This is a genomic window from Herbaspirillum sp. GW822-FHT03A08 (assembly GCF_058801885.1).
Window position 1 is genome coordinate 81,129 of record NZ_JBXANR010000004.1, and the last position, 22,476, is coordinate 103,604.

Consider the following 22,476-nt stretch of genomic DNA (forward strand, 5'->3'; position numbering starts at 1 on the left):
ACCATGCAGACCATTCAGGCGAAGGCGCGTCCCGGTCCCAGCAGTTGTTGCATGTCGACCGCCGCTGCCGGACGCCCCAGCAGGAAGCCCTGCACCTGATCGCAATTGAGCTTTTGCAGCGCCTCGAGTTGCGCTTCGGTCTCCACGCCTTCCGCCACCACTTCCATATTCAGGGCATGCGCCAGCGCGATAATCGCCGATACGATGGCCGGACCTGAGTCCCCGCTTTGATCCAGGCGTGAAGTAAAGAAGCGATCGATCTTGATCTGGCGGCAGTGAAATTGCTGAAGGTAAGCGAGGCTGGAATAGCCGGCGCCGAAATCATCGATGGCGATATCGAAACCGAGCGCCTGCAGATCGGTGATGATGCGTACGCTCTTTTCGACATTCTTCATTGCCGCCGTTTCCGTGATCTCGAACATCAGGCGCTGTGGCGCAATGCCGGCTTGCCCGACAATCGCGGTGACGCTGTCGACCAGATCGGGACGCATCTGCAGCGGCGACAAATTCAGCGCAACTTTCACCGGCGGACGGCCTTCCGCATCCCAGCGTACGATCTGCGCGCACACCTCACGCAATACCCAGTCGCCAATCGGAATGATCTGCCCGGAGCGCTCGGCAATTGGTATGAACTCAGTCGGACTCATGCTGCCCAGCTCGGGATGATTCCAGCGCAGCAGTGCTTCCACGCCGGTCAGCGTACGCTGCCGGCCCTCAAACTTGGGCTGAAAATGCAGCGACAGCTGGTTATGCTCCACCGCCTGCTGCAAGGCGTGCCGGATGGTCAGATGGCGCATCGCGCTGGCATGCATGGCCGGCTCGAAGAAGCGGTAAGTGTTGCGGCCATTTTGCTTGGCTTCGTACATCGCGGCGTCGGCGTTTTTCATCAGCGCGTCGACGGTTTCACCGCTGTTCGGGTACACGGCGATGCCGATGCTGGACGTCACGCGCAAGGTCGCTTCATCGACGCGAAAATCCTGGCGCAGCACGCTGAGAATATTTTCGGCCAGATTCTCCACCACTTCCGGCGTCGCCAGGTTGCTCATCACCACCACGAACTCATCGCCGCCGATGCGCGACACCATGTCTTCACCGCGAATGCAGGCGCGGATGCGTTGACCGACCGCAACCAGCAAACCGTCGCCGACCGCGTGGCCGAGCGAGTCGTTGATCGCTTTAAAGCCGTCCAGATCCATGAACAGCACCGCAAACGACAGACCGCTGCGTTTGGACACATGGATCGCATGCTGAATACGCTCGGCCAGCAAGGCGCGATTGGGCAACCCCGTCAGCACATCGTGCGTCGCGAAATGCAGCAGCTTGTCGTTGGTGCGGCCGACGATCTTCTTGAGCAGTTTGGTCTTTTGCGCTCCGCTGAAAATCAGCGCGGCAATGAGCACAAACAACGTGCCCAGCAACACGACGCTCATCAGATTGTCGCGGTCCATATTGCCGTAGGTGCCGCTGATGCTGTCCGGCGAAAAATTGGCGGCCGCCATGTTCAGGCCATGCATGCAAAAGATGCTGAAGCCGAGTACCGCAGCCAGCGTGACGCGCTTCCAGAAGTGATCGCTCTTGCGCGCATTGAGCGTGTAGATGATCCAGATATTCAGTACGGCCACGGCTACGGTCAGCAACACCGACAGGCATTCCAGCCAAGGCGTATAACGCACTGCCGGCGTGATCTGCATGGAGTGCAGGCCGAGATAGTGCACCAGCGCCATGCCTGCACCCAGCGCAATACCGTCGGCGAACACACGCGTCCAGCGCAGGCGGCGTTGCGTCGCGCGGTGCAGGAGATAGAACGACAGTGCGATGCACAGCAGTAGCGACAGCGTCGTCAGCAATGCGTTGTAACCGATGTTGATCGGCAACTGGAACGCCAGCATGCCGGTGAAGTGCGTAGCCCAGATGCCGACGCCGAACACCATCGCACCGCCGCCAAGCCACATGCGGCGATAGCGCGCAGTTTCCTGAGATGAAATGCGTTCAGCGATTTCCAATACTGTGTACGAAGCCAGCGTCGCAACGAATAATGAAAAACAAATCAGCAAGAAGTTATAGGAGCCGGCCATGATCTGAAAAATCCGTGTGCATCTTCCGTTGCAAACTGCAAGTGATGAGATGAAGCTAAATAATTCACAACAACCAACGCTGCTGATCCCATGCAATACACAGCATGCAATGGGCGTCAGATTTTTTACGTATTCATGGCGGAAGAAAATGCGATGTATTCGCTGTCGATTCGCCGCGGATCTTTGCGCGTGTGTTTTACCATCGTCGTTTGCTCATTATTCATTCGCGACGATCGGCGCAATCCCTTTATCCGCGGCTATTCTAGCCTGTTTGCACCAAAAAATCCCGGCTTCTTCGAGACTGTTTTTCGCATCGAAAGTTAACTCATTCTTTTAACAATTCCTCAAATTTCTTTTAGTTGCTGCACGACACGGGATGAGCCCGCATCCGTCTCGGTAGCTTGTCGAAAAAATCCCTTGAAGAAAATTGCGTTACCGGCCTGAAAGTCTTGCTGGGCGTCATGTTGACAGATTCCGACACGTTACAATTGTTATCTATCAGTCAAGTTAAAAATAAGACAAGATAAGCAAAACGACGCCGCAATTTAACGAGTTGATTACAAGTCACATCCTTCGCGTAATTATTCAGAAACGCAAACGTACCCAATTTTTAACTGCCAGGCAGTAACTTCCCGTCATGGAAAACGCGAACGAAAAATTTGCAAAACGACTGCGCGCCTCGATGGAAAAAGCGGGATATGAACCTAAACCCGCAGTCCTGGAACGCGAGTTCAATTTGCGCTATTGGGGGAAGCCAATGACCTTGCACGGTGTGCGTCGTTGGCTTCTCGGAGAATCTATGCCCAATCAGGACAAGCTGGAGACGCTTGCCGAGTGGTTGATTGTCACGCCGCAACATCTGCGCTTCGGCGAAGAAATCGGCAAGCGCATCGACAAGCGCCGCGCTCGCTGGGAAGAAGCTATCGGCTATCGCGAACGGGAGGCTTTCGAAGCCTTCATCAACCTTCCCGCGCCGCAACGCAAAATTGTCAAAGAAGTGATCTTTGCCTTCGCGCAAGTGACCGCTCCCCTGGCAGTGAAAACCAGCACAAAAACCAAGGCCTGATTTTTACGTCAATCGTTTGTGCTGATTGTCGCTCTGCAAGAAAACCTGCGATCGGAGATACGAGTGCTTTCAGTTTGCTCGTTTACTTCCCTGCCGGTCTTGCTCCGCATCTTCAATGCTCCTTGCCCGTAAGCATTGTCTGCTTGCGTACATGGCCGCCCGCACCACTCCGTCAGCCCGGATTACCGAGCAGCAATGTCCGCGGCGACTGTCACGCAATGTTCCACCTGCTCCACGATTGCTTCCGGCACCGATTTCTCTCCTGCCAGCACCGCCTTGATCCAGCGCGCAGTTGCTTCGGCATCGCGGCCTTCCGGCAAGTCCGGAATCTCTTCCGCCACTTTTTGTTTTTCCACCAGCAACGTGCGTTCGCCGGCATGAAACCAGTCGATCTGTTGCGCGCGGCGCGCGTTGGCGACAGTCTCGCCTTCAGTACCGCGCATCAGGAAGGCATCGCCACGCTCATGTGGTGCAGCGGTGACGAAATAGCTGGCCAGCATTTCCAGATATTCGGGATGCGTATAAGACGTCAGGCGCAATGCCGGACCGACGAACGGTTGCATGATCTTGACCAGCGTATGCGTCGAATTGCGCACGCCCAGCACGCGCCGCATCGCCAGCAGACGCGCCATCTTCGGCGCCAGCGACTGGATCGGCATGAACGCAGGTTCGCTGCGCGCTAATGCAGCCTGCGCCTCTTCCACGCTGTTGGCGTGATGCATGCCGAGCGCTTCAAAAATTTCCGCACTGGTGACGCGCTGCGGATCGTGCGTGACGCCATGCATCAGCACGGGCACGCCTTCGCGCGCGAGCAATAACGCCAGCAGCGGCGTCAGATTGGCCACGCGGCGCGAACCGTTGTAACTGGGGATGACGACCGGTGCGTACTTTCCCGGCGGCGCCTGCAGCGGTGTGAACGAAGCTTCGGACGCATCAAGGAAACCGGCGATCTCTTCCACCGATTCACCTTTAACGCGCATGGACAGCAAGATTGCGCCCAGCTCAAGATCGCTGACGCGGCCGTCCAGCATCGCGCCGTACAGCATCGCCGCATCCTCGCGCGACAAGCTGCGCGCGCCATCCTTGCCTCGGCCGATCTCTTTGATGAAGCGGGCGGCTGCCAGCATTTCTACGCCTGTGTCCTGTACATCCGTCATGATTTACTCTCGTTTTTCATGTGCGCAAGGGTACACCAAGCGGCGTTCCTTGTGCGTGGCCGGGGTTCGGCGCGCCTTTCCTTTACAATAGCGCCTTCGAACGCATCGGCGTTCCCACTGTTTCCCCTGCTGCAATGATAGTTCTCGGTGTCGAATCCTCCTGCGATGAAACCGGCCTTGCGTTATACGACACGCAAAAAGGCCTGCTCGCCCACGCCCTGCATTCGCAAATCGCGATGCACGAGGAATACGGCGGCGTCGTCCCCGAGTTGGCCTCGCGGGACCACGTGCGCCGCGCCATTCCCTTGCTGAAACAGGTATTCGAGAAAAGCGGCATCGCGCACAGCGACATCGACGCCATCGCCTATACGCAAGGTCCCGGCCTGGCGGGCGCATTGCTGGTCGGCGCTTCTGTGGCCTGCGGACTGGGACTGTCCCTGGACAAGCCGGTGGTCGGCGTGCATCACCTGGAAGGCCATTTGCTGTCGCCGCTGCTGTCATCCAATCCGCCGCAATTTCCCTTTGTCGCCTTGCTGGTTTCCGGCGGTCACACGCAGCTGATGCGCGTGGACGGCGTCGGCCAATATGAATTGCTGGGCGAGACACTCGACGATGCCGCCGGCGAAGCCTTCGACAAGTCGGCCAAACTGCTCGGTCTCGGCTATCCGGGCGGACCGGCAATTTCCCGACTGGCGGAATTCGGCGATCCCGGCGTGTATCAGTTGCCGCGGCCGATGCTGCACTCCAAGAACTTCGACTTCAGTTTCTCCGGTCTCAAGACCGCCGTGCTGACCGTTGTCAAGAACCAGACCACCAACATCTGCGAACAAGACAAGGCCAACATCGCGCGCGCCTTCGTCGATGCTATCGTCGACGTGCTGGTTGCCAAGTGCATGAACGCACTCAAGCACACCGGCATGAAGCGACTGGTGATCGCCGGCGGCGTCGGCGCCAACAAGCAATTGCGCGAAGCCCTGAACGCTGCTGCAGCAAAGCGACGCTATCAGGTCTTTTATCCGGAACTGGAGTTCTGTACCGACAACGGCGCGATGATCGCTTTTGCCGGCGCCATGCGCCTGCAACAACATCCCGAAGCCGCCAAGCGCGATTATTCTTTCAGCGTGCGGCCGCGTTGGCCTTTGGATGAATTGAGGAATACGCCTTAAGCCGGAGCAGGTGTTTTCACCGATTGCGCAACGCATAAAAAAGCCCGGTCTGCACCGGGCTTTTTTTGCGTCTGCTGCATCGCCTTGGCGATGTTCTTATTTCTTCTTCGAACCGATCTTGCTTTCCTTGCCGGCCAGCAGATTGCTGATGTTCTTGCGATGGCGATAGATCAGCAAGGCGCTCATCGCCAGCACCGCCAGCAGGATGCCGTCGGCACTGCCGAACAGCAGGCCGTAGTAGAACGGCGCAAACACGCTGGCGACCAGCGCCGCCAGTGAGGAATAGCGGAATGCATAAGCAATCACCAGCCAGGTCACCAGCGTCGCCACGCCAAGCCAGACGTTCAGCGCCAGCAAGATGCCCAGTGCCGTCGCTACCCCCTTGCCGCCGACGAAGCGGAAGAACACCGGCCATAAGTGACCAAGGAAAACCGCGATCGTCACCAGCGCGATACCGGTGTCGTCGATGCCGTATTGGGGGCCGAATTTCATCGCCAGCCAGACGGCCAGCCAACCTTTGAAACCGTCGCCGATCAGGGTCAGCACGGCGGCCTTCTTGTTGCCGCTGCGCAGGACGTTGGTGGCGCCGGGATTCTTGGAACCGTAGGTGCGCGGATCGGACAGGCCGAAGGCCTTGCTCACCACCACGGCGAAGGAAATGGAGCCGATCAGGTAGGCGGCGATGGTAAACAATACTGTATTCATTTGTTCCTCTTTTACTCTTTTGTTCTCTCTTGTTTTCTTGCTGATGCCGCTTCTGCGGTGCAGCAGCTTTTGTTTCTTTATTCTTCCAGCGCGCAGTGTACAGGTTTGCTGGGCAAGACCCTGGCAATCACCTCCGGCGCAATGCCGATCAGGAAGCCGCGACGCCCGCCGTTGATGTAAATCTTCGGCAACTCAAGGATGCTGCCTTCAACATACACCGGCATGGCCTTGCGCGTGCCGAACGGCGAGGTGCCGCCGATCAGGAAGCCCGAATGGCGATTGGCCACTTCCGGCTTGCAAGGCTCCACCGACTTGCAGCCGATCTGCCGCGCCAGGTTCTTGGTCGAGACTTTGCGGTCGCCGTGCATCAGCACCAGCATGGGCTTGGCGGCCTCGTCCTGCATCACCAGCGTCTTGACCACAGCGTGCTCGTCCACGCCAAGTTCGCGCGCCGACACGCTGGTGCCGCCGTGCTCTTCGTAAGCGTAAGGATGTTCGGTAAAGGAAATGCCCTGCTTGCGCAAGAACTGCGTGGCGGGAGTTTCGGAGATATGATCTTTTTTGGAGCTCATTTAATACGCTTGCGGAACCCTGAGTTGGCGCACATTATGCCACCACTTTTACCTCTGCCCGTTCAACCGCGCGGATGATGTTCGGCATGCAATTTTTTCAATCGCTCGCGCGCCACGTGAGTGTAAATCTGTGTCGTGGAAATATCCGCATGCCCCAGCAGCAGTTGCACTACGCGCAAGTCGGCGCCGTGGTTGAGCAAATGCGTGGCGAATGCATGGCGCAAGGTGTGCGGCGACAGCGGTGCGCGGATGTCGCCCTGCATGGCGTATTTTTTAATCAGCGTCCAGAACATCTGGCGCGTCATGGCGCCGCCGCGCGCAGTGACGAACAAGGCATCGTCGATCTGCCCTTCCAGGATCATCGGACGGCCTTCGCGCAGGTAGCGCTCGATCCAGCTGCGCGCTTCTTCGCCGAAGGGCACCAGACGCGTTTTATTGCCCTTGCCGGTGATGCGCAACACGCCTTCGTTCATACCGACTTCCACCGATTTCAGCAGCACCAGCTCCGAGACGCGCAGACCGCTGGCATACATCAGTTCCAGCATGGTGCGGTCGCGCAGTCCCAACGGCGTGGAGACGTCCGGCGCCGCCAGCAAGGCGTCGACCTGGCCTTCCGACAGCACTTTGGGAAAACGCGGCGGCTGTTTGGCCGACTTCATGCGCAGGCAGGGATCTTCAGTGATGCGATTCTGACGCAAGGCCAGCAGGAAGAAGCGCTTGAGCACCGCCAGCCGGCGATTGGCCGAGCTGGCCTTGGTGTCCCCGTGGCGCGCAGCGAAATAGGCGTTGAGATCATCCGCAGTGGTCGCCAGCAAATCCTTATGGCGTTGCGTCTGCAGCCAATGCGCAAACAGCGTCATGTCGCGCCGGTAGGCTTCCAGCGAATTCTTGGCGAGGCCGTCTTCCAGCCATAACGTGTCGCAAAACTCGTCGATGGCGGCCAGGCTGGCGCCGGTAGCTTCGACCTTGGGCGCTTTGCCGGCGGCGACCTTGCGTGTTTTCGGTGTGGGCTCGGCTACTGCCTTGACTACCTTGGGTGCCTTCGGTGATTTGACCGGCTTGGCGGTCCGGACGGGCTTGGCGACCTTGTCTGCTTCAATAGCCATCGACACCTTCGTGCTCCAGCAGCCAGCGCTTCACGCTCAGGGGAAAGCCGTCTTCGTCGTCATGATGCGAAAAACCGCCGAGGCCGCCCGCTGCCGTCACGCGATGGCAGGGAATCACCAGCGAAAACCAGTTGGCGCCGCAAGCTTGCCCGACTGCGCGCGGCGCTGACCGGATGAATTTGGCGATCTGGCCGTAGGTCCGCACTTCGCCGCACGGAATGGATGAGATCGCCGCCCACACCTTGCGCTGGAATTCGGAGCCGGTTTCGGCCAGCGGCAGTTTGAATTTGTAGCCCGGCTTGTCGATATAACGCAGGATCTGCCCGGCGGCCTTGTCGGCCAGCGCGTCGGTCGCGTCTTTTTCGCGGAAGTGTTTGGGCAGGTACACCATCTCCTGAATCACGCCCGCCGAAGTGCGAATACCGATGCCGCCGAACGGTACGTGTACGATGGCAGAAAAAATATCGCCCGCCTGAGTATTCTTCATCATTCAGACATATAAATGGAATACGCTATTTAAGCACATCGCCGCCGGTCCCTGCCAATCCTACGGAAGAACAACACGCCCATGCCAGTCAGCCACGCCGATCACCTCGTCATCACCGCCCCCACGCTTGCCGAGGGGATTGCCTACATCGAACAAACGCTGGGCGTGTCGCCGCAAGCCGGCGGCGCGCATGTCCGCCTTGGCACGCACAACGCCTTGCTGAAACTGGGACGCGGATTTTATCTGGAAGTGATTGCCATCGACCCGGCGGCACCACCGGTAGAACGCGCGCGCTGGTTCGGGCTGGATCATCTGGCTGCCGGCAGCAAACCGCGTCTGGCAAGCTGGGTGGTGCGCACCGACAACATCGATGCGGCAGCGGCAGCGTCAGAAATCCCTCTCGGCCCGGTGGAAGATATGAGCCGCGGCGCGCTGCAATGGCGCATCACCATCCCGCTGGACGGCAAGCTGGTGATGAACGGCGTCATGCCCAGCCTGATCCAGTGGAACACCTCCAGCCATCCGACCGACAACATGCAGGATCAGGGTTGTTCATTGGTCAAGCTGGAAGGTTTCCATCCCGAGGCCGAAGTCATTACCGAAAACCTCAAGCTGATCGGCCTGCAAAGCCACATTGCCATGCATCAGCCGGCGGCAGGACAAACGCCGCACCTGCTGGCGCTGATACAAACGCCGACCGGGATGCATCCGTTGGGATTGTCGGGATAAGTGCAGCAGCAAGAAACGAAAGACGGAAGACGGCGCCGCGGAAATGCCGGCGCACAAAATAAAAAAGGCGCATCTCGCGATGCGCCTCAAACTAACCCCTGTGTGTTCCGGCCGTTTCAACAGTCTCTTGAACCCACGTCTCCTCAGTATCCTCGGTATTAATACCGTTTGTTATGTATCACCCACTTTAAATTCTGTTTTTTAAAGCATGACCGACAACAACATCGTTACTAAGCTGCGACTAAAAATTCTGACGTCTTTTCAGACGAAGGTCGCACTTTAACAGTACTTGCCCTTCATTAAAAGTGTTTTTTGCGCAAACGAAAAACATACTTTAAAACAACATTGCAATAAAACAACTGCGCCGCCAAGAGCCCCTATCTGCGGGCCTTGGCGGCGATTGCATCAGTCAAATACCAGGTTCGGCAGCCACAGCGAAATCTGCGGCACGTAAGTCACCAGCGCCAGGAACACCAGCATCGTCAGCAGCCACGGCATGACTGCCACCGTCAGCTCGGTGATACCCATCTTGGTGATGCCGGAAGCCACATACAGATTCAGGCCGACCGGCGGATGGCACATGCCGACTTCCATGTTGACCACGATCAGGATGCCGAAGTGCACCGGATCGATGCCCAGCTTCATCGCCACCGGGAACAGGATGGGCGCCATGATCAGCACGATCGAGGACGGCTCCATCACGTTACCGGCCAACAACAGCAGCACGTTCACCACCAGCAGGAAAGTGATCGGACCGAGACCGCTGTCGGTGATCATCGCCGCCATCGCCTGCGGGATGTTTTCACTGGTGACCAGGAAAGAGAACAGCACCGCGTTGGTGATGATGTACAGCAGCATCGCCGACATCGACGCCGAATCCAGCAAGACCTTGGGCACTTGCTTCAGGCTCATGTCCTTGTAAACGAACACCGCAATGATGAAGGCATACACCGCCGCCATCGCTGCCGCTTCGGTCGGCGTGAAGATGCCGGTGTAGATGCCGCCCATCACGATCACGATCAGGAACAGACCCCAGCCGCTCTTGCGGAACGCCGCGCCGCGCTCGGCCCAGCTCGCCTTCGGCAGGCGCGGGTAGTTGTGCTTGCGCGCCAGATACCAGGTCGTCAGGCCGAGCAGGAACGCCAGCATCAGGCCCGGCACCACACCGGCCATGAACAGCTTGCCTACCGAGGTATTGGTCGACACCGAATACATCACCATCACAATCGACGGTGGAATCAGAATGCCCAATGCGCCCGAAGTGGTAATGACGCCCGCGCCGAACTTGTTCGGGAAACCCTGGCGCACCATTGCCGGCAGGATGATCGAACCGATCGCCACCACGGTCGCCGGCGACGAACCGGATACCGCCGCAAACAAGGCGCAAGCCATGACTCCGGCCAACGCCAGACCGCCGTGCCAGTGCCCGACCATGGAGGTGGCGAAATTGATCATGCGCCGCGCCACACCGCCGTGGGTGAGGAAGTTGCCGGCCAGGATGAAGAACGGAATCGCCATGATTTCGAACTTCTCGATCCCGGTAAACAACTTCAAAGCCACCGACTGGATCGGCACATCGGTCATCGTGAACAAAAAGGTCAATACCGTCAGGCCGAGAGAAATCGAGATCGGCATGCCGGTCAGCATCAGGCCGAACAGCAGGATGAAGATGATGGCTGCGTTCATACTTTTTCTCCTTTGATTTCTTCGTCCAGGCCTTCAACATAGGCGTGATCGTGCTTAGGCAATTCACCGGTCTTGATGAAAGCCCATGCCACTTGGAGAAAACGGAAACACATCAGGTACGAACCCAGCGGAACTGCCATGTAGACCATCCACATCGGCAACTCCAACACTTCCGAAGTGCTGGAATGCTGGCTGATTTCCCAGACGAACTCGGCGCCGAGAGTGCCGACAATGCCGGTAAACAACGCACCGGCGAGCAGGCCGAACACCACGAACTTGTTGCGCCAGGGCGTGTTCATGCGATTGATCAGCACGTCGACGCCGACGTGAATGCCGGTACGCACGCCATAGGCGGCGCCGAACTTGGCCATCCACACGAACATGTAGATGCACAGCTCCTGCGCCCAGCTGGTGTTGATCTGGATCAGTTCGTCCTGCAACCAGGGAATCGGTAAACCGGAAGCGTAACGGTGCACCACCGCTACGAAGATGATGACGGTTGCAGCCGCCATCAGGAATGCAATGATCCACTCTTCCAGGTGGTCGAGAAATTTCAACATCGTGTCTCCTCAGTAAGGGGGGAAAGTAAAACTTGCCCCTCCCTGTCAGTGTCTTTTTCGGCGCAGAGTTTCCTCTGAGCCGATAGTTCTCAGAACATTTTTATTTCTGACTGATGTATGACTTATTTTTGTCCCAGAGCGGTCGCTTCTTTATTCACTGCGGCAATCAGGTCTTTACCGATACGGTCGGACATTTGCGCTTGCACCGGCGCCAGGGCTTTACGCCATTCGGCTTTTTCCTTGTCGTTGAGACGATAGATGGTGGTCTTGCCTGTCTTTTGCACGGCAGCCAATGCGGCATCGTTCTCTTGCTGGGCGATGGCATTGGCGTATTTTGTGGCGTCCTTCATCGCGCCCTCGAGTGCGGTGCGGATGTCAGGCGGCAAGCCGTCCCAGAACTTTTTGTTGACGATGACTGCGTAGCCCAGATAGCCGTGATCGGAGACCGTCACGTGCTTTTGCACTTCATGCATCTTCTGGGTGTACAGGTTGGATGGCGGATTCTCGGTGCCGTCGACCACGCCGGTCTGCAACGCCTGATACACCTCGGAGAATGCCAGCACCTGCGGGTTCGCACCCAGCGCGCGCATCTGTGCGTCCAGCACCTTGGACGACTGGATACGCATCTTCAGGCCGCGGAAATCGGCGGGCACATGCAATGGCTTATTGGCCGACATGACCTTGAAGCCGTTGTCCCAATATGCCAGGCCGGTGATGCCCTTCGGCTCCAGCTTCTTGAACAGGTCTTTGCCGATCGGACCTTCGGTCACGCGATACAGCACTTCCTTGCTCGGGAAAATATACGGCAGGTCGAATACTTCAAATTCCTTCACGCCCAGCGGACCGAACTTGGCCAGCGACGGCGCGAGCATCTGCACTGCGCCCAGCTGCAGCGCTTCCAGCTCCTCCTTGTCCTTGTAGAGCGTACTGTTGGGGTAAACCTCGACCTTCACGCGGCCTTTGGTGGCTTTTTCCGCCAGTTCCTTGAAACGTTCCGCCGCTTTTCCCTTTGGCGTGTCGTTGGCGACGACGTGGCTGAATTTGATCAGGATGGGTGCCTGCGCGCAGGCGTTGCCCGCGATGATCGCTGCGGCGGAAAGTGCAAATACCAATGACTTGAGTTTCATTGTCGTCCCCTTTTTTGGTTATAGAAATAGGTAGTCACAATTCTGACTTGAGCGCATTTTGCCATGAAGAAATCGCTCTGCAAGTGTGGATAACCACAATTTGCATGATGCATTGCATCATCGCCGGCACTGGTCTTCAGGAGCCATAAGCACGCTAAACTAGGCGCACTTCATCTTTCATGCCAAACAGGGCGCCATGACATCGCCGCAAATTTCCTCGCCCTCTAACATGCTGTCGCCGGGACGCCGCCATCTGCTGCGCTGGGTGATGCCCATTCTGCTGGTGCTGCTGTTTCTGATGACGCTGATCTGGCTGCCGCGTCAAGCACAGCAAATGGAATCCAGCGAACGGCAAGAGCAGCTGATCGCCGACTCGCTATGGGTGGAACAAGCCATTCGGTTTCAACTCAGCCGCGACGACGAAAGCATGCGGCTGATCGGGCGCGAGATCATCAACGATCGTCTGAAAAAGGACCAGTTCCGCATCCGCCTCAACGCGCTGCTGCGCAATAACCGCGAGTTCTATCGCGTCACATGGTTCAACGCCGACGGTCACCCCGTGGCCTCGACCGACGATTTCCCCGTCTCGCGTAGCGGCCTGTCCGAGCAATCGCAGCAGACCGAGCAAAATGCCCGCGCCATCCGCCGCCCCATGTACAGCACGCCTGCCGTTCCGCCAGGCATCGCCGAGCCGATGGTGATGGATTATCACATCCCGCTGTTTCGCGATAATCACTACATCGGCAGCGTAGTCGCCAGCTATTCGGTTGCGCGTGTACTCAATGAAATGGTGCCCTGGTGGTTTGCCCAGGATAACGAAATCGTCCTCACCGATACCGATGACAAAGTCGTTGCGCGCCGCACTGCCGGCGGTCCCGGCCTGAACGTCTACACCCATCGCCGCGAACTCGAATTACCCGGCCTGACCCTGCGCCTGCATACCAACAGCACCAAGAGCGCACCCAAGCTGCTGCCTAATCTGCTGGTCGGCTCGGTTATCGTGCTGTCGCTGGGCTTGCTGTGGAGCCTGTGGGCGCTGTGGCGCGACATCAATCGCCGCATGACGGCGGAAGATGCGCTGGTCAATGAAGTGTCCTTTCGCAGTGCGATGGAAAACTCGCTGGTGACCGGCATGCGCGCACGCGATCTGGAAGGCCGCATCACCTACGTCAACCCGGCCTTCTGCAAAATGGTCGGCATTTCCGCCAATGAACTGGTCGGCAAGATCCCGCCCATGCCCTACTGGGCGCCGGAAGCCATGGACGAGTACCAGGAACGCTTCTCCAACGTGCTGGCCGGACGCATCACGCCGCAATTCGAAACCATCTTCCAGCGTATCGACGGCGAACGTTTTCCGGTGCTGATTTTCGAATCCCCGCTGGTGGACCAGAACGGCAAGCAAACCGGCTGGATGGGTTCCATCCTCGACATCAGCGACCGCAAGCGCGCCGAAGATCTCAACCGCATGCAAGAAGAAAAACTGCAAGCCAGCGCGCGCCTGGCCAGCATGGGCGAAATCGCCTCGACGCTGGCCCACGAGCTGAACCAGCCGCTGGCGGCCATCTCCAGCTACACCACCGGCGCGCTCAACATGATGCAGAACGGCGCCCTCGACCCGGCCTCGCTGCAACCTGCGCTAGAGAAGATCAACACCCAGGCCCAGCGCGCCGGCAACGTGATCCGCAGCGTGCATCAGTTCGTCAAGAAGCGCGAACCGGAACGCCAGCCGATTTCGATCAAGAGCATCGTCGACAATGTCACGCCGCTGATCGAACTGCAGGCACAGCAATTCCTGGTGGTGCTGCAGACCGCCATCCCCCCCAATCTGCCGAACGTGCTGGGCGACGCCGTGCTGCTCGAACAAGTGCTGCTGAATCTGACCCGCAACGCGATTCAGGCAATGGCCGCGATCGCGCCGGAACGCCGCATCCTGCGTATCGCCGCCGCGCTGGATCGCAACACCTCGTCCTCGCAGTCCAGCCAGCAGTCGATCATCGTCTCCGTCATTGACCAGGGCCATGGGATTCCGCCCGAGGTTGCGGCCGGTCTGTTTTCTCCGTTTTTCTCCACCAAGGCAGAGGGCATGGGCATGGGTCTGAACATCTGCCGCACCACCATCGAATTCCACGGCGGCACGCTGACCTATGCCAACAATCCCACAGGAGGTACAATCTTTCGCTTCTCCCTGCCTGCACAGGGTTCCGCCAATTGAATAAAAATAAAGACGCTCGCCGCGGCAGAGCTTCGCAAACTCATTCATCCGATGCTGCACATTGTTGACGACGAAGAAATCATTCGCGACTCGCTCACATGGCTTGCCAAATCGCGCGCCATCGCAGCGACCGCCTACGCCAGCGGCGCAGAATTTCTGGCGGCGATGGAACAAGCCGGCGACTTCGACCCGCAAGGCGAATGCATCCTGCTGGACGTGCGTATGCCCGACCAAAGCGGCGTAGCATTGTTCGATACGCTGAAGAACCGCGGCATCATGCGGCGGCGTCCGGTGATTTTTCTCACCGGCCACGGCGACGTGCCGATGGCAGTCGACATGCTCAAGAACGGCGCCTTCGATTTCTTTGAAAAGCCGTTCAACGACAATCAGTTGATGGACCGCGTGCTGGAGGCCTTGAAGGCATCGCTGGCAACCGGCGAACAGGATGCCGTGCGCACGCGGCTGGAAGCGCTGTCGACACGCGAACGCGAAGTGCTGGACCTGATCCTGGCCGGCAAAATGAACAAGATCATCGCCGATGAACTCGGTATCAGCATGCGCACCGTGGAAGTCCACCGCGCCCATATTTTCGACAAGATGAACGTCAAGACCGCCGTGGAACTGGCCCGGCTCCTGAAGTAGCGCCGCCATGCACGTCGCCTCGCTCCTGCTTCCCGATTTCTCGCTGATTCTGTTGGGCGTGGTGATCTATCGCATCACCAGCTGGGGCGACGATTTCTGGACCGGCATGGAAAAGCTGGTCTACTACCTGCTGTTCCCTGCACTGCTGTTTTACTCGACCGCGCGCCTGCAACTGCACCTGGAAACCACCGGCAAGTTTCTGCAGGTCGGCGTACTGTCGCTGCTGGCCGGCATCGCGCTGACATGGATCGGCAAGCCCTTCATCAGAGCCAGCCCGATGACTTACGAGTCAGGCATGCAAACGGCATTCCGCTTCAATTCCTACATTGCATTAGCGATCGCTTCGCGCCTGGCCGGCGAAGAAGGCGTCGGACTCATGGCGTTGCTAATCGGATTTGGCGTACCGATCTGCAATATGGCGGCCGTACATGCGTTGGCGCATCGCAGCGGCAACGTACTCAAAGAACTGAGCAGAAATCCACTGCTGCTCGCCACCGGCTCAGGATTGCTGTTCAGCATCTGCGGCCTGAGCTTGCCGGAAGTCGCCGGTGCGGTGCTGTCGCGGCTGGGCAGCGCCTCCATCGCAACCGGCCTGCTGATGGTCGGCGCCGGTCTGCGTTTGTCAGGCATGCGCGAAGGCAAACTGATGTCGGCGTATTTCACCGTCATCAAATTGTTGGCAGTGCCCGCAGTGGCCTATTTCCTCGGACGCTGGATCGGTTTGCAGGATCTGCAATTGCAGATCGTGGTGTTGTTCTGCGCTCTGCCGACGGCCTCGAGCTGCTACATCCTCGCCGCGCGCATGGGCGGCAACGGACCGGTGACGGCATTCCTGATTTCGTTCGGCACGCTGGTGTCGGCGGTGACGATTCCGTTCTGGCTGACGCTGGTGCATTGACTGCTGCACCATCACAGCTCCCATCTCAAGCTCGCAATAACACTGTCGTTCCTGCAAAAGCTGGAACCCAGCGACGTATTCAATTTCGTCGCCGCACTCCCCCGTACTAGCGGAACACATTTCAGACTGACCTACGTTTTATAAGCAACTTACCTTCCCTTGGAAGCGCAAGTTCCTGCCTTCATTTCTTCTTAACATCAATCCCATGGACGATAAGACTTCTCTCCATATTTAACGACTTTTCACGCTTTTCCTGAACCTGTAGGCCCGCGCATATTTACAGCCGTCATACCTTCGAAGACATTAGCAGGCTGTATTTCGCCTCATCGACTTCCTCAGGAAAACAACATGACGATTAGAAGACTACTGCTGCTGGCAAGTATCGCTGCGCTATCCGCATGCAATGGCACTGCTCCGGTCGCAGAAACAACGCAAGAAACGAAGCCATATGTGTATATCCCCGAAGAATACGTATCGATCTCCTGCGTCACGCATGGAACGGGTTACATCCATTCTTTTGCCATCGAAGAGCCTGTCCATAGCGGCCCTGTAGGCGGCCGGATGGCGGGTGGTGCCAGCTGCGGCGGCATCATCGCCGCCGGCTATGCCCTGCCCAAGACCTGGTTTCCGGGAATGAAAGTCAAGGTGCGCTGGAAGCCCAATGGGCGGGAATGGGTAGAAAAGACGACCAATATCATGCGGTATGACGAGGTGGGGACGATCTATGTTCACTTTTTCCCGGGGGACCAAGTGCGCGTAGTATCCGCACTCCCTTATCCAGAAAGCCTAAAGCATCCTATACCAGCCAATGCCACGGTCCCGCCACCGGAGGAGCAATAATCATGTACACACCAATTTATTCAGCTCCGACGACGATAGAGAACAACGCTGCGCAAGAAATGATGACGACAGAGCAGCAAGAGCGCGCCTTGGCCGATCTGCTCAGAGAGCCACCCGTCTACAAACCCAACGGTCAGAGGATGCCTTCCTGCCAGTCGATGGTCAGAATTGGTCTGTTCTTCGACGGCACCAGTAACAACAAGTATCGGGATGAGCCCAGCCAGTCACATACCAACATCGTCAAGCCTCAAAGCTCTTTTCAATTTAATGAGGTAAAAATAATGATCAAAAAAGTAGTGCTGGCATTGAGTATCACTGCTTTAACTGCCTGCAATGCCACCGTGCCGGTTGCCGCGGAGAAGAAAGAAGCGGAACCCTATGTGTATATCCCAGAAGAATACGTATCGATCTCCTGCGTCACGCATGGAACGGGTTATATCCATTCTTTTGCCATCGAAGAGCCTGTCCATAGCGGCCCTGTAGGCGGCCGGATGGCGGGCGGCGCCAGCTGCGGCGGCATCATCGCAGCAGGTTACGCTTTACCCAAGACCTGGTTTCCGGGGATGAAAGTCAAGGTGCGCTGGAACCGTCCGATCAAAGGCGTGGATAGCTGGCATGAAAAGACGACCAATATCATGCGGTACGAGAAGGTCGGAGATATTTATGTGCATTTCTTCCAGGGCGATCAAGTCAGGGTTATTTCTGCGAATTCAGGCCCTACAAGTTCGATTCATCCTATCCCTCGTGACGCCACAGTCCCACCACCGGAGGGGCAATGATCATGAGCACACCAATTCATTCGGCTCCGCCGACGATAGAGAGTGACGCTGTACAAGAAATGATGACCACGGAGCAGCAAGAGCGGGCCTTGGCCGATCTGCTCAGAGAACCACCCGTCTACAAACCCAACGGTCAGAAGATGCCCTCCTGCCAGTCGATGGTCAGAATTGGCCTGTTCTTCGACGGCACCAGTAACAACAAGTATCGGGATGAACCAAAGCAGGCACATACCAATGTCGTCAAGCTGTTCAATGCACACAAAGCTAGTGATGAAAAAGGGACGTTAGAAGAGCCCGATTGCTATCGCTTTTATATCCCCGGTGTCGGCACCCGCTTCCCGGAAAATCAGGAGTGGAAAGAAACGCAGGAAGGTAAGGCGATGGGGAAAGGTGGGCAGGCTCGAATTCTGTATGGAATTTTGCAGGTCTATAACGCAGTGTATCGCGCTTTCAACGACAATCGATATTTATATGAAACGCCTGAACTCACCGCCAAACTAAAAAGCTACGTCCGCGACGTCGAGAATAACTACGACAAGGAATACCCCGAACATGAGCGCCGCAAGCGGTGGTTCACAGAACTACGCGATGAGTTGAATGACAAGCTAAAAGCCCGGCGTGACATCATCCTCCAGCCGCGCATTCCCCTGATTCGCGTGGCCGTATTTGGTTTTTCACGCGGGGCGATTGAAGCGCGCAGTTTCTGCTACTGGCTGCACGCCGCACTGGAAGAGAAATCCACGCTCGCTGGCATGCCCATCGAGATCAACTTCCTCGGCCTGTTCGACTCGGTCGCCTCGGTCGGCCTGCCGCATTCGGCGGCGCAAACCACGCCGTTCCGTTTCATCGACGGCCACTTCAGCTGGGCGGCAGAGACTTTGACGCCACTTCCATCGCTGGTCAAACAGACGGTGCACTACATTGCCGCGCACGAACAGCGCATGAACTTTCCCGTCACACGGGTACAGGGCAACAACGTGCAGGAAGTACTGTATCCCGGCGTGCACTCGGATGTAGGCGGTGGTTATTCCCCCAAGGAGCAAGGTCGTGGCATGACGATGGGGCAGATGGTGTCGCAGGTGCCGCTGCTGCATATGCATAAAATTGCGCGCCTGGCAGGCGTCCCCTTGGTGACCTATCGCCAGATGGATGCACGTCTGCAAAACGACTACGCCCTTAGTCCTTAGCTGGCAGCCAACTGGAACGCCTACATGGCTGCCGGAGATTTCGCCGGAACGTATGAAGGACAGGTACGCGAACACATGCGAATGTATTACCGTTTTCGCTATCACTGGTTAGGCCGCATGGCGCAACTGCCGGCCTGCCAGCGTGCCACTCCCCAAGAGCAGCAAGACATTATCAGCTACGACGATCTGTTCAAGGGTGACATGGAATTGCTGCACGAGCGCGCCAAGGGCGGCCCTCCAAGGAGGTACCGAGCCAACGGCGATGAAATCAAATTCTTTGCACCGGGCCACAGTCACATCGCCAACCGCGAACAGTTACTGCGCGCAGATATACGCCAAGCACCCGACGACAGGGAAGCGCTGGCGCTTCAGGTATTCGAAGAACAACGGGGCCAGTCCAAGGCCGAGGGCATCGCCTTGCTGGAAGAGCAGGTGCACGATTCGCTGGCGGGGTTCTATCTGGGTGGCTACATCAGCGCAGAAGAGAAGGCTGAGAAACTACGCACATGGCAGACCAAGCCGCCGTCGCGGGAAGATAGCTACAACTATCAGGCCTGGCAGAATTTTGAGAAGGCCAAGGCTAACAATCGCGAACTGCAAAAGATTCTGGACGATAAGGCTGCGTTGGCGACGCAGGCAGAGACCGCTCGTTTTAATGGTCGTACAGGAGAGATGGAATCTTTACAGCGCCGGGTTGCCTTTACCGATGAAGAGTCCAGCTTGTTGACGCAAGATGCTCACGGCCAGCCAATTTTCCCCGTACAAAAGGACAGCGATGCGAACGCATTGTGCAGCATTCTCGTCGCCACACAGACCGAGACTTTGCGTGAAGGCGGCGGGTATTTGTCGTCTCGCTTTGTGTTTTTACCGTAGATATATCTACGATACGTAATCCAGCCGACGCTTCACGAGCAGTCGTTCCAGCGATAGCAGGAACGACTGCTCACAGTTTGCCAGCCAAGTTACTTCACACGCCTCACCTGCTCGGCTCCAACACGATCCTTTGCGTCGTCGCTTTCTCCACCGCCTTGCGCGAATACAGCAGCGGGAAGTATTCACCGTTGAGCCACTTGTCGGCCAGGTCACGATAGTGCGGACTGTCCGGATCACCCGATTGCCCTGGTGAATTGACGGCCATCGATTTGTCCCAGTTGCCGACGTCGACCACCACGCGGAACGACGGGCCGTTGGTCTGGCGGAAATCGCTCGGACGATAAGTCGACTGGTTCGGCGAATAGGCGCCGCCATGTTTCGGCAAAGGACCGACATTGAGTTTGGCGCGTGTTGCGTCGTCCACCACACCTGCCAGAGGATGCTCCATCAGGTTGTGATGCAGCTTGCCCCATTGCCATTTGCCGGCGTCGTCGCCTTGCAATTTGACCATCTCGGCATACGCGCCGCTGAGGCTGGTGAGCATGATGTCGTCGCGCTTCTTCCCGGCATCGACGGCGTTGCCGCCCAGGCGTGTCTGCGGCTGCTCCAGCGTGTCGAGTACCACGGCGACATCCGGTGCGCCCATGGCGGCGGCAGCCTCCTTGCTTAAGACCGCATCCTTGAAGGCCTTGCCGAGATGGCGCGTGAGCCAGACTTCATACAAGGCGGCTTGCGGCGAATCGACGCGTTCGACATAGTCCCAGCCGTTGAAGACATTGAGCGCCGCCTGCGTCTGCGCATCGGACGAGGTCAGCGGTTTGAGCAGCGTTACCAGACGGCGCGCCGGAATCGACAGGTCGTCGTTCTGCAAACGCATGGAGTCCTTCAGCGACACCTTCTGCATGGACGCCAGCACTTCGCTGATGCGCGTGAAGCGCGAATTGTTGGTCCATTCGAAACCGAGCTTGCGCTCCTGATACGGATAGTCGTCCGGCAAGTTCATCTGGTTGGCGGAAGCGAACCAGCCCTTCTTCGGATTGTAGGTCGACGGCAGCTGATCGCCGCTCCAGAATCCGTTCCACTCGTAACGGCCGTCGCCTGGCACCGGCATCAGGCCGTCCCAGTTGGGACGCTTGGGCGCAAGGCCGCCCGGCACCCAGCCGATGTTGCCTTTGACGTCGGCATAAACTTGATTTTCAGTCGGCGCGCCCCAGTTGAGCATGGCGTGTTTGAAGGATTTGAAATTCTTTGCGCGCATGTAATCGATGCTGCCGAAATACGGCGACATACCCGGTTCCAGCCAGCCCGAGCGCACGGCAAAGGCGCGGTTCTTTTCCTTCTCGACGAAGATCACCGGACCGTGACGCGTAAAGGTCAGATCGGCAGTAACCGGTGCACCGCCCTTGACCTCAATCTGCTCGTGCAACACCGTGAAGGGTTCCCACTTGCCCTGGTACTTGTACTCGTTCGGGTTGTCGGGATTGAGCTCGTAGACGTAGAGGTCTTCCTGGTCGATGTTGAAGATCGTGAGGCCGAAAGCAATCGTGCCGTTGTGGCCGATGGAGATGCCCGGCAAAGCAGGTTCGCCGGCGCCGATCACGTTCATGCCCGGCGCGCTGAGGTGCGTGATGTAGCGCAGCGACGGTGCTGAGTAGGCGCGATGCGGATCGTTGGCCATGATGGCGCGGCCGGTGGCGGACTTCGACGGCGAGACGACCCAGTTGTTGCTGCCTTCCATGGTTTCTTCGAGATTTTCGGAGGCAGCAATACGGATGCTATCGCCCTGGTCATCGGCGCGAGCGTTCAGGCTATCTTTGGTAATCCTGACCTCTTGTGTGGCGAGCTGGAATACCTTGAGCAAATCCTTGGGCAGGCAGGGATCGAGACCTTCCGGCATCGTCGCTTCCCATTTCGGCGTCAGGCCGAAGCGGATTTCATCGGACTTGAGATCGGCCTTGCAGGCGACATTGGCGCGCGCCACTTCGCTGGTGAGATTGCGCGTCAGGCCGTGGCTGCGAATGCGCACCACGTCTTCCGGGCGCCATCTGGCCGGCAGATAAGCGAGTTGTTTGAATTCATAGGGCAGACGCTCCGAATGGGCGGTCACGAAATCGACGTAGGCGTTGATACCGGCGACGAAGGCAGTCGCCACGCGCTGCGATTGCTGGCCGTAAGAGTCCCACTCGCGCTGCATATCGCCCCGATACAGAAACAGCCGCGTGGCCCGGTCTTGCGCCACATAGGCGGGACCGAACACTTCGGACAATTGGCCGAGGCCGCGGCGGCGCCACAGGTCGATCTGGAACAGGCGATCGCGCGCGGCGTTGAAGCCTTGCACGAAGAAGGCATCGGTCTGGCTGGCGGCATAGATGTGCGGCACGCCCCATTTGTCGATGAGGATTTCAGCTTTCTTGTACAGCCCGGGAATGCGCAGAGTTTCCGTCGCAGCATCGTTGGCCGCGGCGTGCGCCAGCGACATCGCGGCGCAACCGGTCAGCAGCAAGGCACGCGAAAGTGGTTTCAGTTTTGACATCTATTGTCTCCATCTATATTTTTTGTGGAGACATCACTTTACTCGCACTCCGCAAGTTGGTGAAATTGGCCGATAA

Annotated in this window: 21 protein-coding genes; 11 read left to right on the forward strand and 10 right to left on the reverse strand. The window is 57.8% G+C overall.

The window, feature by feature from the left end; all coding sequences use genetic code 11:
• Positions 1–14 precede the first annotated feature (14 nt).
• Positions 15–2,075, reverse strand: a complete 2,061-nt coding sequence (locus AC1RN6_RS13545) for a putative bifunctional diguanylate cyclase/phosphodiesterase (RefSeq protein ID WP_493005968.1) — start codon at positions 2,073–2,075, stop codon at positions 15–17.
• 90 nt (positions 2,076–2,165) lie between these two features.
• On the opposite strand from AC1RN6_RS13545, the gene AC1RN6_RS13550 reads away from it, so the two are divergent.
• Entirely contained in the window at positions 2,166–2,399 is a 234-nt protein-coding gene (locus AC1RN6_RS13550) for a hypothetical protein (protein WP_493005969.1), read from the forward strand.
• A 313-nt stretch (positions 2,400–2,712) separates the two neighbouring features.
• Positions 2,713–3,141: an XRE family transcriptional regulator gene (locus AC1RN6_RS13555; protein WP_493005970.1), complete on the forward strand. Its 429-nt coding sequence runs from the start codon at positions 2,713–2,715 to the stop codon at positions 3,139–3,141.
• Between the two features lie 182 nt (positions 3,142–3,323).
• Here AC1RN6_RS13555 and ybiB read toward each other — a convergent pair whose 3' ends face one another.
• On the reverse strand, positions 3,324–4,298 hold the full coding sequence (gene ybiB, locus AC1RN6_RS13560; RefSeq protein WP_493005971.1) for a DNA-binding protein YbiB: 975 nt from the start codon (positions 4,296–4,298) through the stop codon (positions 3,324–3,326).
• A 134-nt stretch (positions 4,299–4,432) separates the two neighbouring features.
• Here ybiB and tsaD point away from each other — a divergent pair, with 134 nt between their 5' ends.
• Positions 4,433–5,464, forward strand: coding sequence for a tRNA (adenosine(37)-N6)-threonylcarbamoyltransferase complex transferase subunit TsaD (gene tsaD, locus AC1RN6_RS13565; RefSeq protein WP_493005972.1), 1,032 nt, complete (start codon positions 4,433–4,435; stop codon positions 5,462–5,464).
• A 96-nt stretch (positions 5,465–5,560) separates the two neighbouring features.
• Here the strand turns inward: tsaD and plsY are convergent, their stop codons facing one another.
• From plsY to AC1RN6_RS13585, 4 genes are all read right to left on the reverse strand, one after another.
• A complete protein-coding gene (gene plsY / locus AC1RN6_RS13570; protein ID WP_493005973.1) occupies positions 5,561–6,169 on the reverse strand; it encodes a glycerol-3-phosphate 1-O-acyltransferase PlsY in 609 nt (202 codons plus the stop codon).
• A gap of 77 nt (positions 6,170–6,246) precedes the next feature.
• Positions 6,247–6,741, reverse strand: a complete 495-nt coding sequence (gene ybaK / locus AC1RN6_RS13575) for a Cys-tRNA(Pro) deacylase (protein WP_493005974.1) — start codon at positions 6,739–6,741, stop codon at positions 6,247–6,249.
• Between the two features lie 62 nt (positions 6,742–6,803).
• On the reverse strand, positions 6,804–7,847 hold the full coding sequence (xerD, locus tag AC1RN6_RS13580) for a site-specific tyrosine recombinase XerD (protein ID WP_493005975.1): 1,044 nt from the start codon (positions 7,845–7,847) through the stop codon (positions 6,804–6,806).
• On the reverse strand, positions 7,837–8,334 hold the full coding sequence (locus AC1RN6_RS13585; protein ID WP_493006446.1) for a methylated-DNA--[protein]-cysteine S-methyltransferase: 498 nt from the start codon (positions 8,332–8,334) through the stop codon (positions 7,837–7,839). Before AC1RN6_RS13585 ends, xerD begins: the two co-directional genes overlap by 11 nt.
• 81 nt (positions 8,335–8,415) lie before the next feature.
• Here AC1RN6_RS13585 and AC1RN6_RS13590 point away from each other — a divergent pair, with 81 nt between their 5' ends.
• Positions 8,416–9,063, forward strand: a complete 648-nt coding sequence (locus tag AC1RN6_RS13590) for a VOC family protein (protein ID WP_493005976.1) — start codon at positions 8,416–8,418, stop codon at positions 9,061–9,063.
• A gap of 405 nt (positions 9,064–9,468) precedes the next feature.
• Here AC1RN6_RS13590 and AC1RN6_RS13595 read toward each other — a convergent pair whose 3' ends face one another.
• The 3 genes from AC1RN6_RS13595 to AC1RN6_RS13605 all read right to left on the reverse strand — a co-directional run bounded on the left by AC1RN6_RS13595 (position 9,469) and on the right by AC1RN6_RS13605 (position 12,436).
• On the reverse strand, positions 9,469–10,749 hold the full coding sequence (locus AC1RN6_RS13595) for a TRAP transporter large permease (RefSeq protein ID WP_493005977.1): 1,281 nt from the start codon (positions 10,747–10,749) through the stop codon (positions 9,469–9,471).
• Positions 10,746–11,306, reverse strand: coding sequence for a TRAP transporter small permease (locus AC1RN6_RS13600; RefSeq protein WP_493006447.1), 561 nt, complete (start codon positions 11,304–11,306; stop codon positions 10,746–10,748). Before AC1RN6_RS13600 ends, AC1RN6_RS13595 begins: the two co-directional genes overlap by 4 nt.
• A gap of 125 nt (positions 11,307–11,431) precedes the next feature.
• Positions 11,432–12,436 (reverse strand): TRAP transporter substrate-binding protein, encoded by a 1,005-nt coding sequence (locus AC1RN6_RS13605; protein ID WP_493005978.1) that lies wholly within the window; start codon positions 12,434–12,436, stop codon positions 11,432–11,434.
• 196 nt (positions 12,437–12,632) lie between these two features.
• Between AC1RN6_RS13605 and AC1RN6_RS13610 the strand changes: the two genes are divergently transcribed.
• The 7 genes from AC1RN6_RS13610 (at position 12,633) to AC1RN6_RS13640 (ending at position 19,867) form a co-directional block, all read left to right on the forward strand.
• The gene (locus AC1RN6_RS13610) at positions 12,633–14,648 is read left to right on the forward strand and encodes a PAS domain S-box protein (protein WP_493005979.1); all 2,016 of its coding nucleotides are present in this window, start codon (positions 12,633–12,635) and stop codon (positions 14,646–14,648) included.
• A 51-nt stretch (positions 14,649–14,699) separates the two neighbouring features.
• On the forward strand, positions 14,700–15,290 hold the full coding sequence (locus AC1RN6_RS13615) for a response regulator transcription factor (protein WP_493005980.1): 591 nt from the start codon (positions 14,700–14,702) through the stop codon (positions 15,288–15,290).
• Between the two features lie 7 nt (positions 15,291–15,297).
• Positions 15,298–16,188 (forward strand): AEC family transporter, encoded by an 891-nt coding sequence (locus AC1RN6_RS13620; protein ID WP_493005981.1) that lies wholly within the window; start codon positions 15,298–15,300, stop codon positions 16,186–16,188.
• A gap of 348 nt (positions 16,189–16,536) precedes the next feature.
• Positions 16,537–17,028 carry a DUF3304 domain-containing protein gene (locus AC1RN6_RS13625; protein WP_493005982.1) on the forward strand — a complete coding sequence of 164 codons (492 nt, stop codon included), beginning with the start codon at positions 16,537–16,539 and terminating at the stop codon, positions 17,026–17,028.
• Positions 17,029–17,030: 2 nt separating this feature from the next.
• Positions 17,031–17,807: a DUF3304 domain-containing protein gene (locus AC1RN6_RS13630; RefSeq protein ID WP_493005983.1), complete on the forward strand. Its 777-nt coding sequence runs from the start codon at positions 17,031–17,033 to the stop codon at positions 17,805–17,807.
• 2 nt (positions 17,808–17,809) lie between these two features.
• On the forward strand, positions 17,810–18,994 hold the full coding sequence (locus AC1RN6_RS13635) for a T6SS phospholipase effector Tle1-like catalytic domain-containing protein (RefSeq protein ID WP_493005984.1): 1,185 nt from the start codon (positions 17,810–17,812) through the stop codon (positions 18,992–18,994).
• Between the two features lie 24 nt (positions 18,995–19,018).
• The gene (locus AC1RN6_RS13640) at positions 19,019–19,867 is read left to right on the forward strand and encodes a hypothetical protein (RefSeq protein ID WP_493005985.1); all 849 of its coding nucleotides are present in this window, start codon (positions 19,019–19,021) and stop codon (positions 19,865–19,867) included.
• 103 nt (positions 19,868–19,970) lie between these two features.
• Here the strand turns inward: AC1RN6_RS13640 and AC1RN6_RS13645 are convergent, their stop codons facing one another.
• Positions 19,971–22,400, reverse strand: coding sequence for a penicillin acylase family protein (locus tag AC1RN6_RS13645; RefSeq protein WP_493005986.1), 2,430 nt, complete (start codon positions 22,398–22,400; stop codon positions 19,971–19,973).
• Positions 22,401–22,476 lie beyond the last annotated feature (76 nt).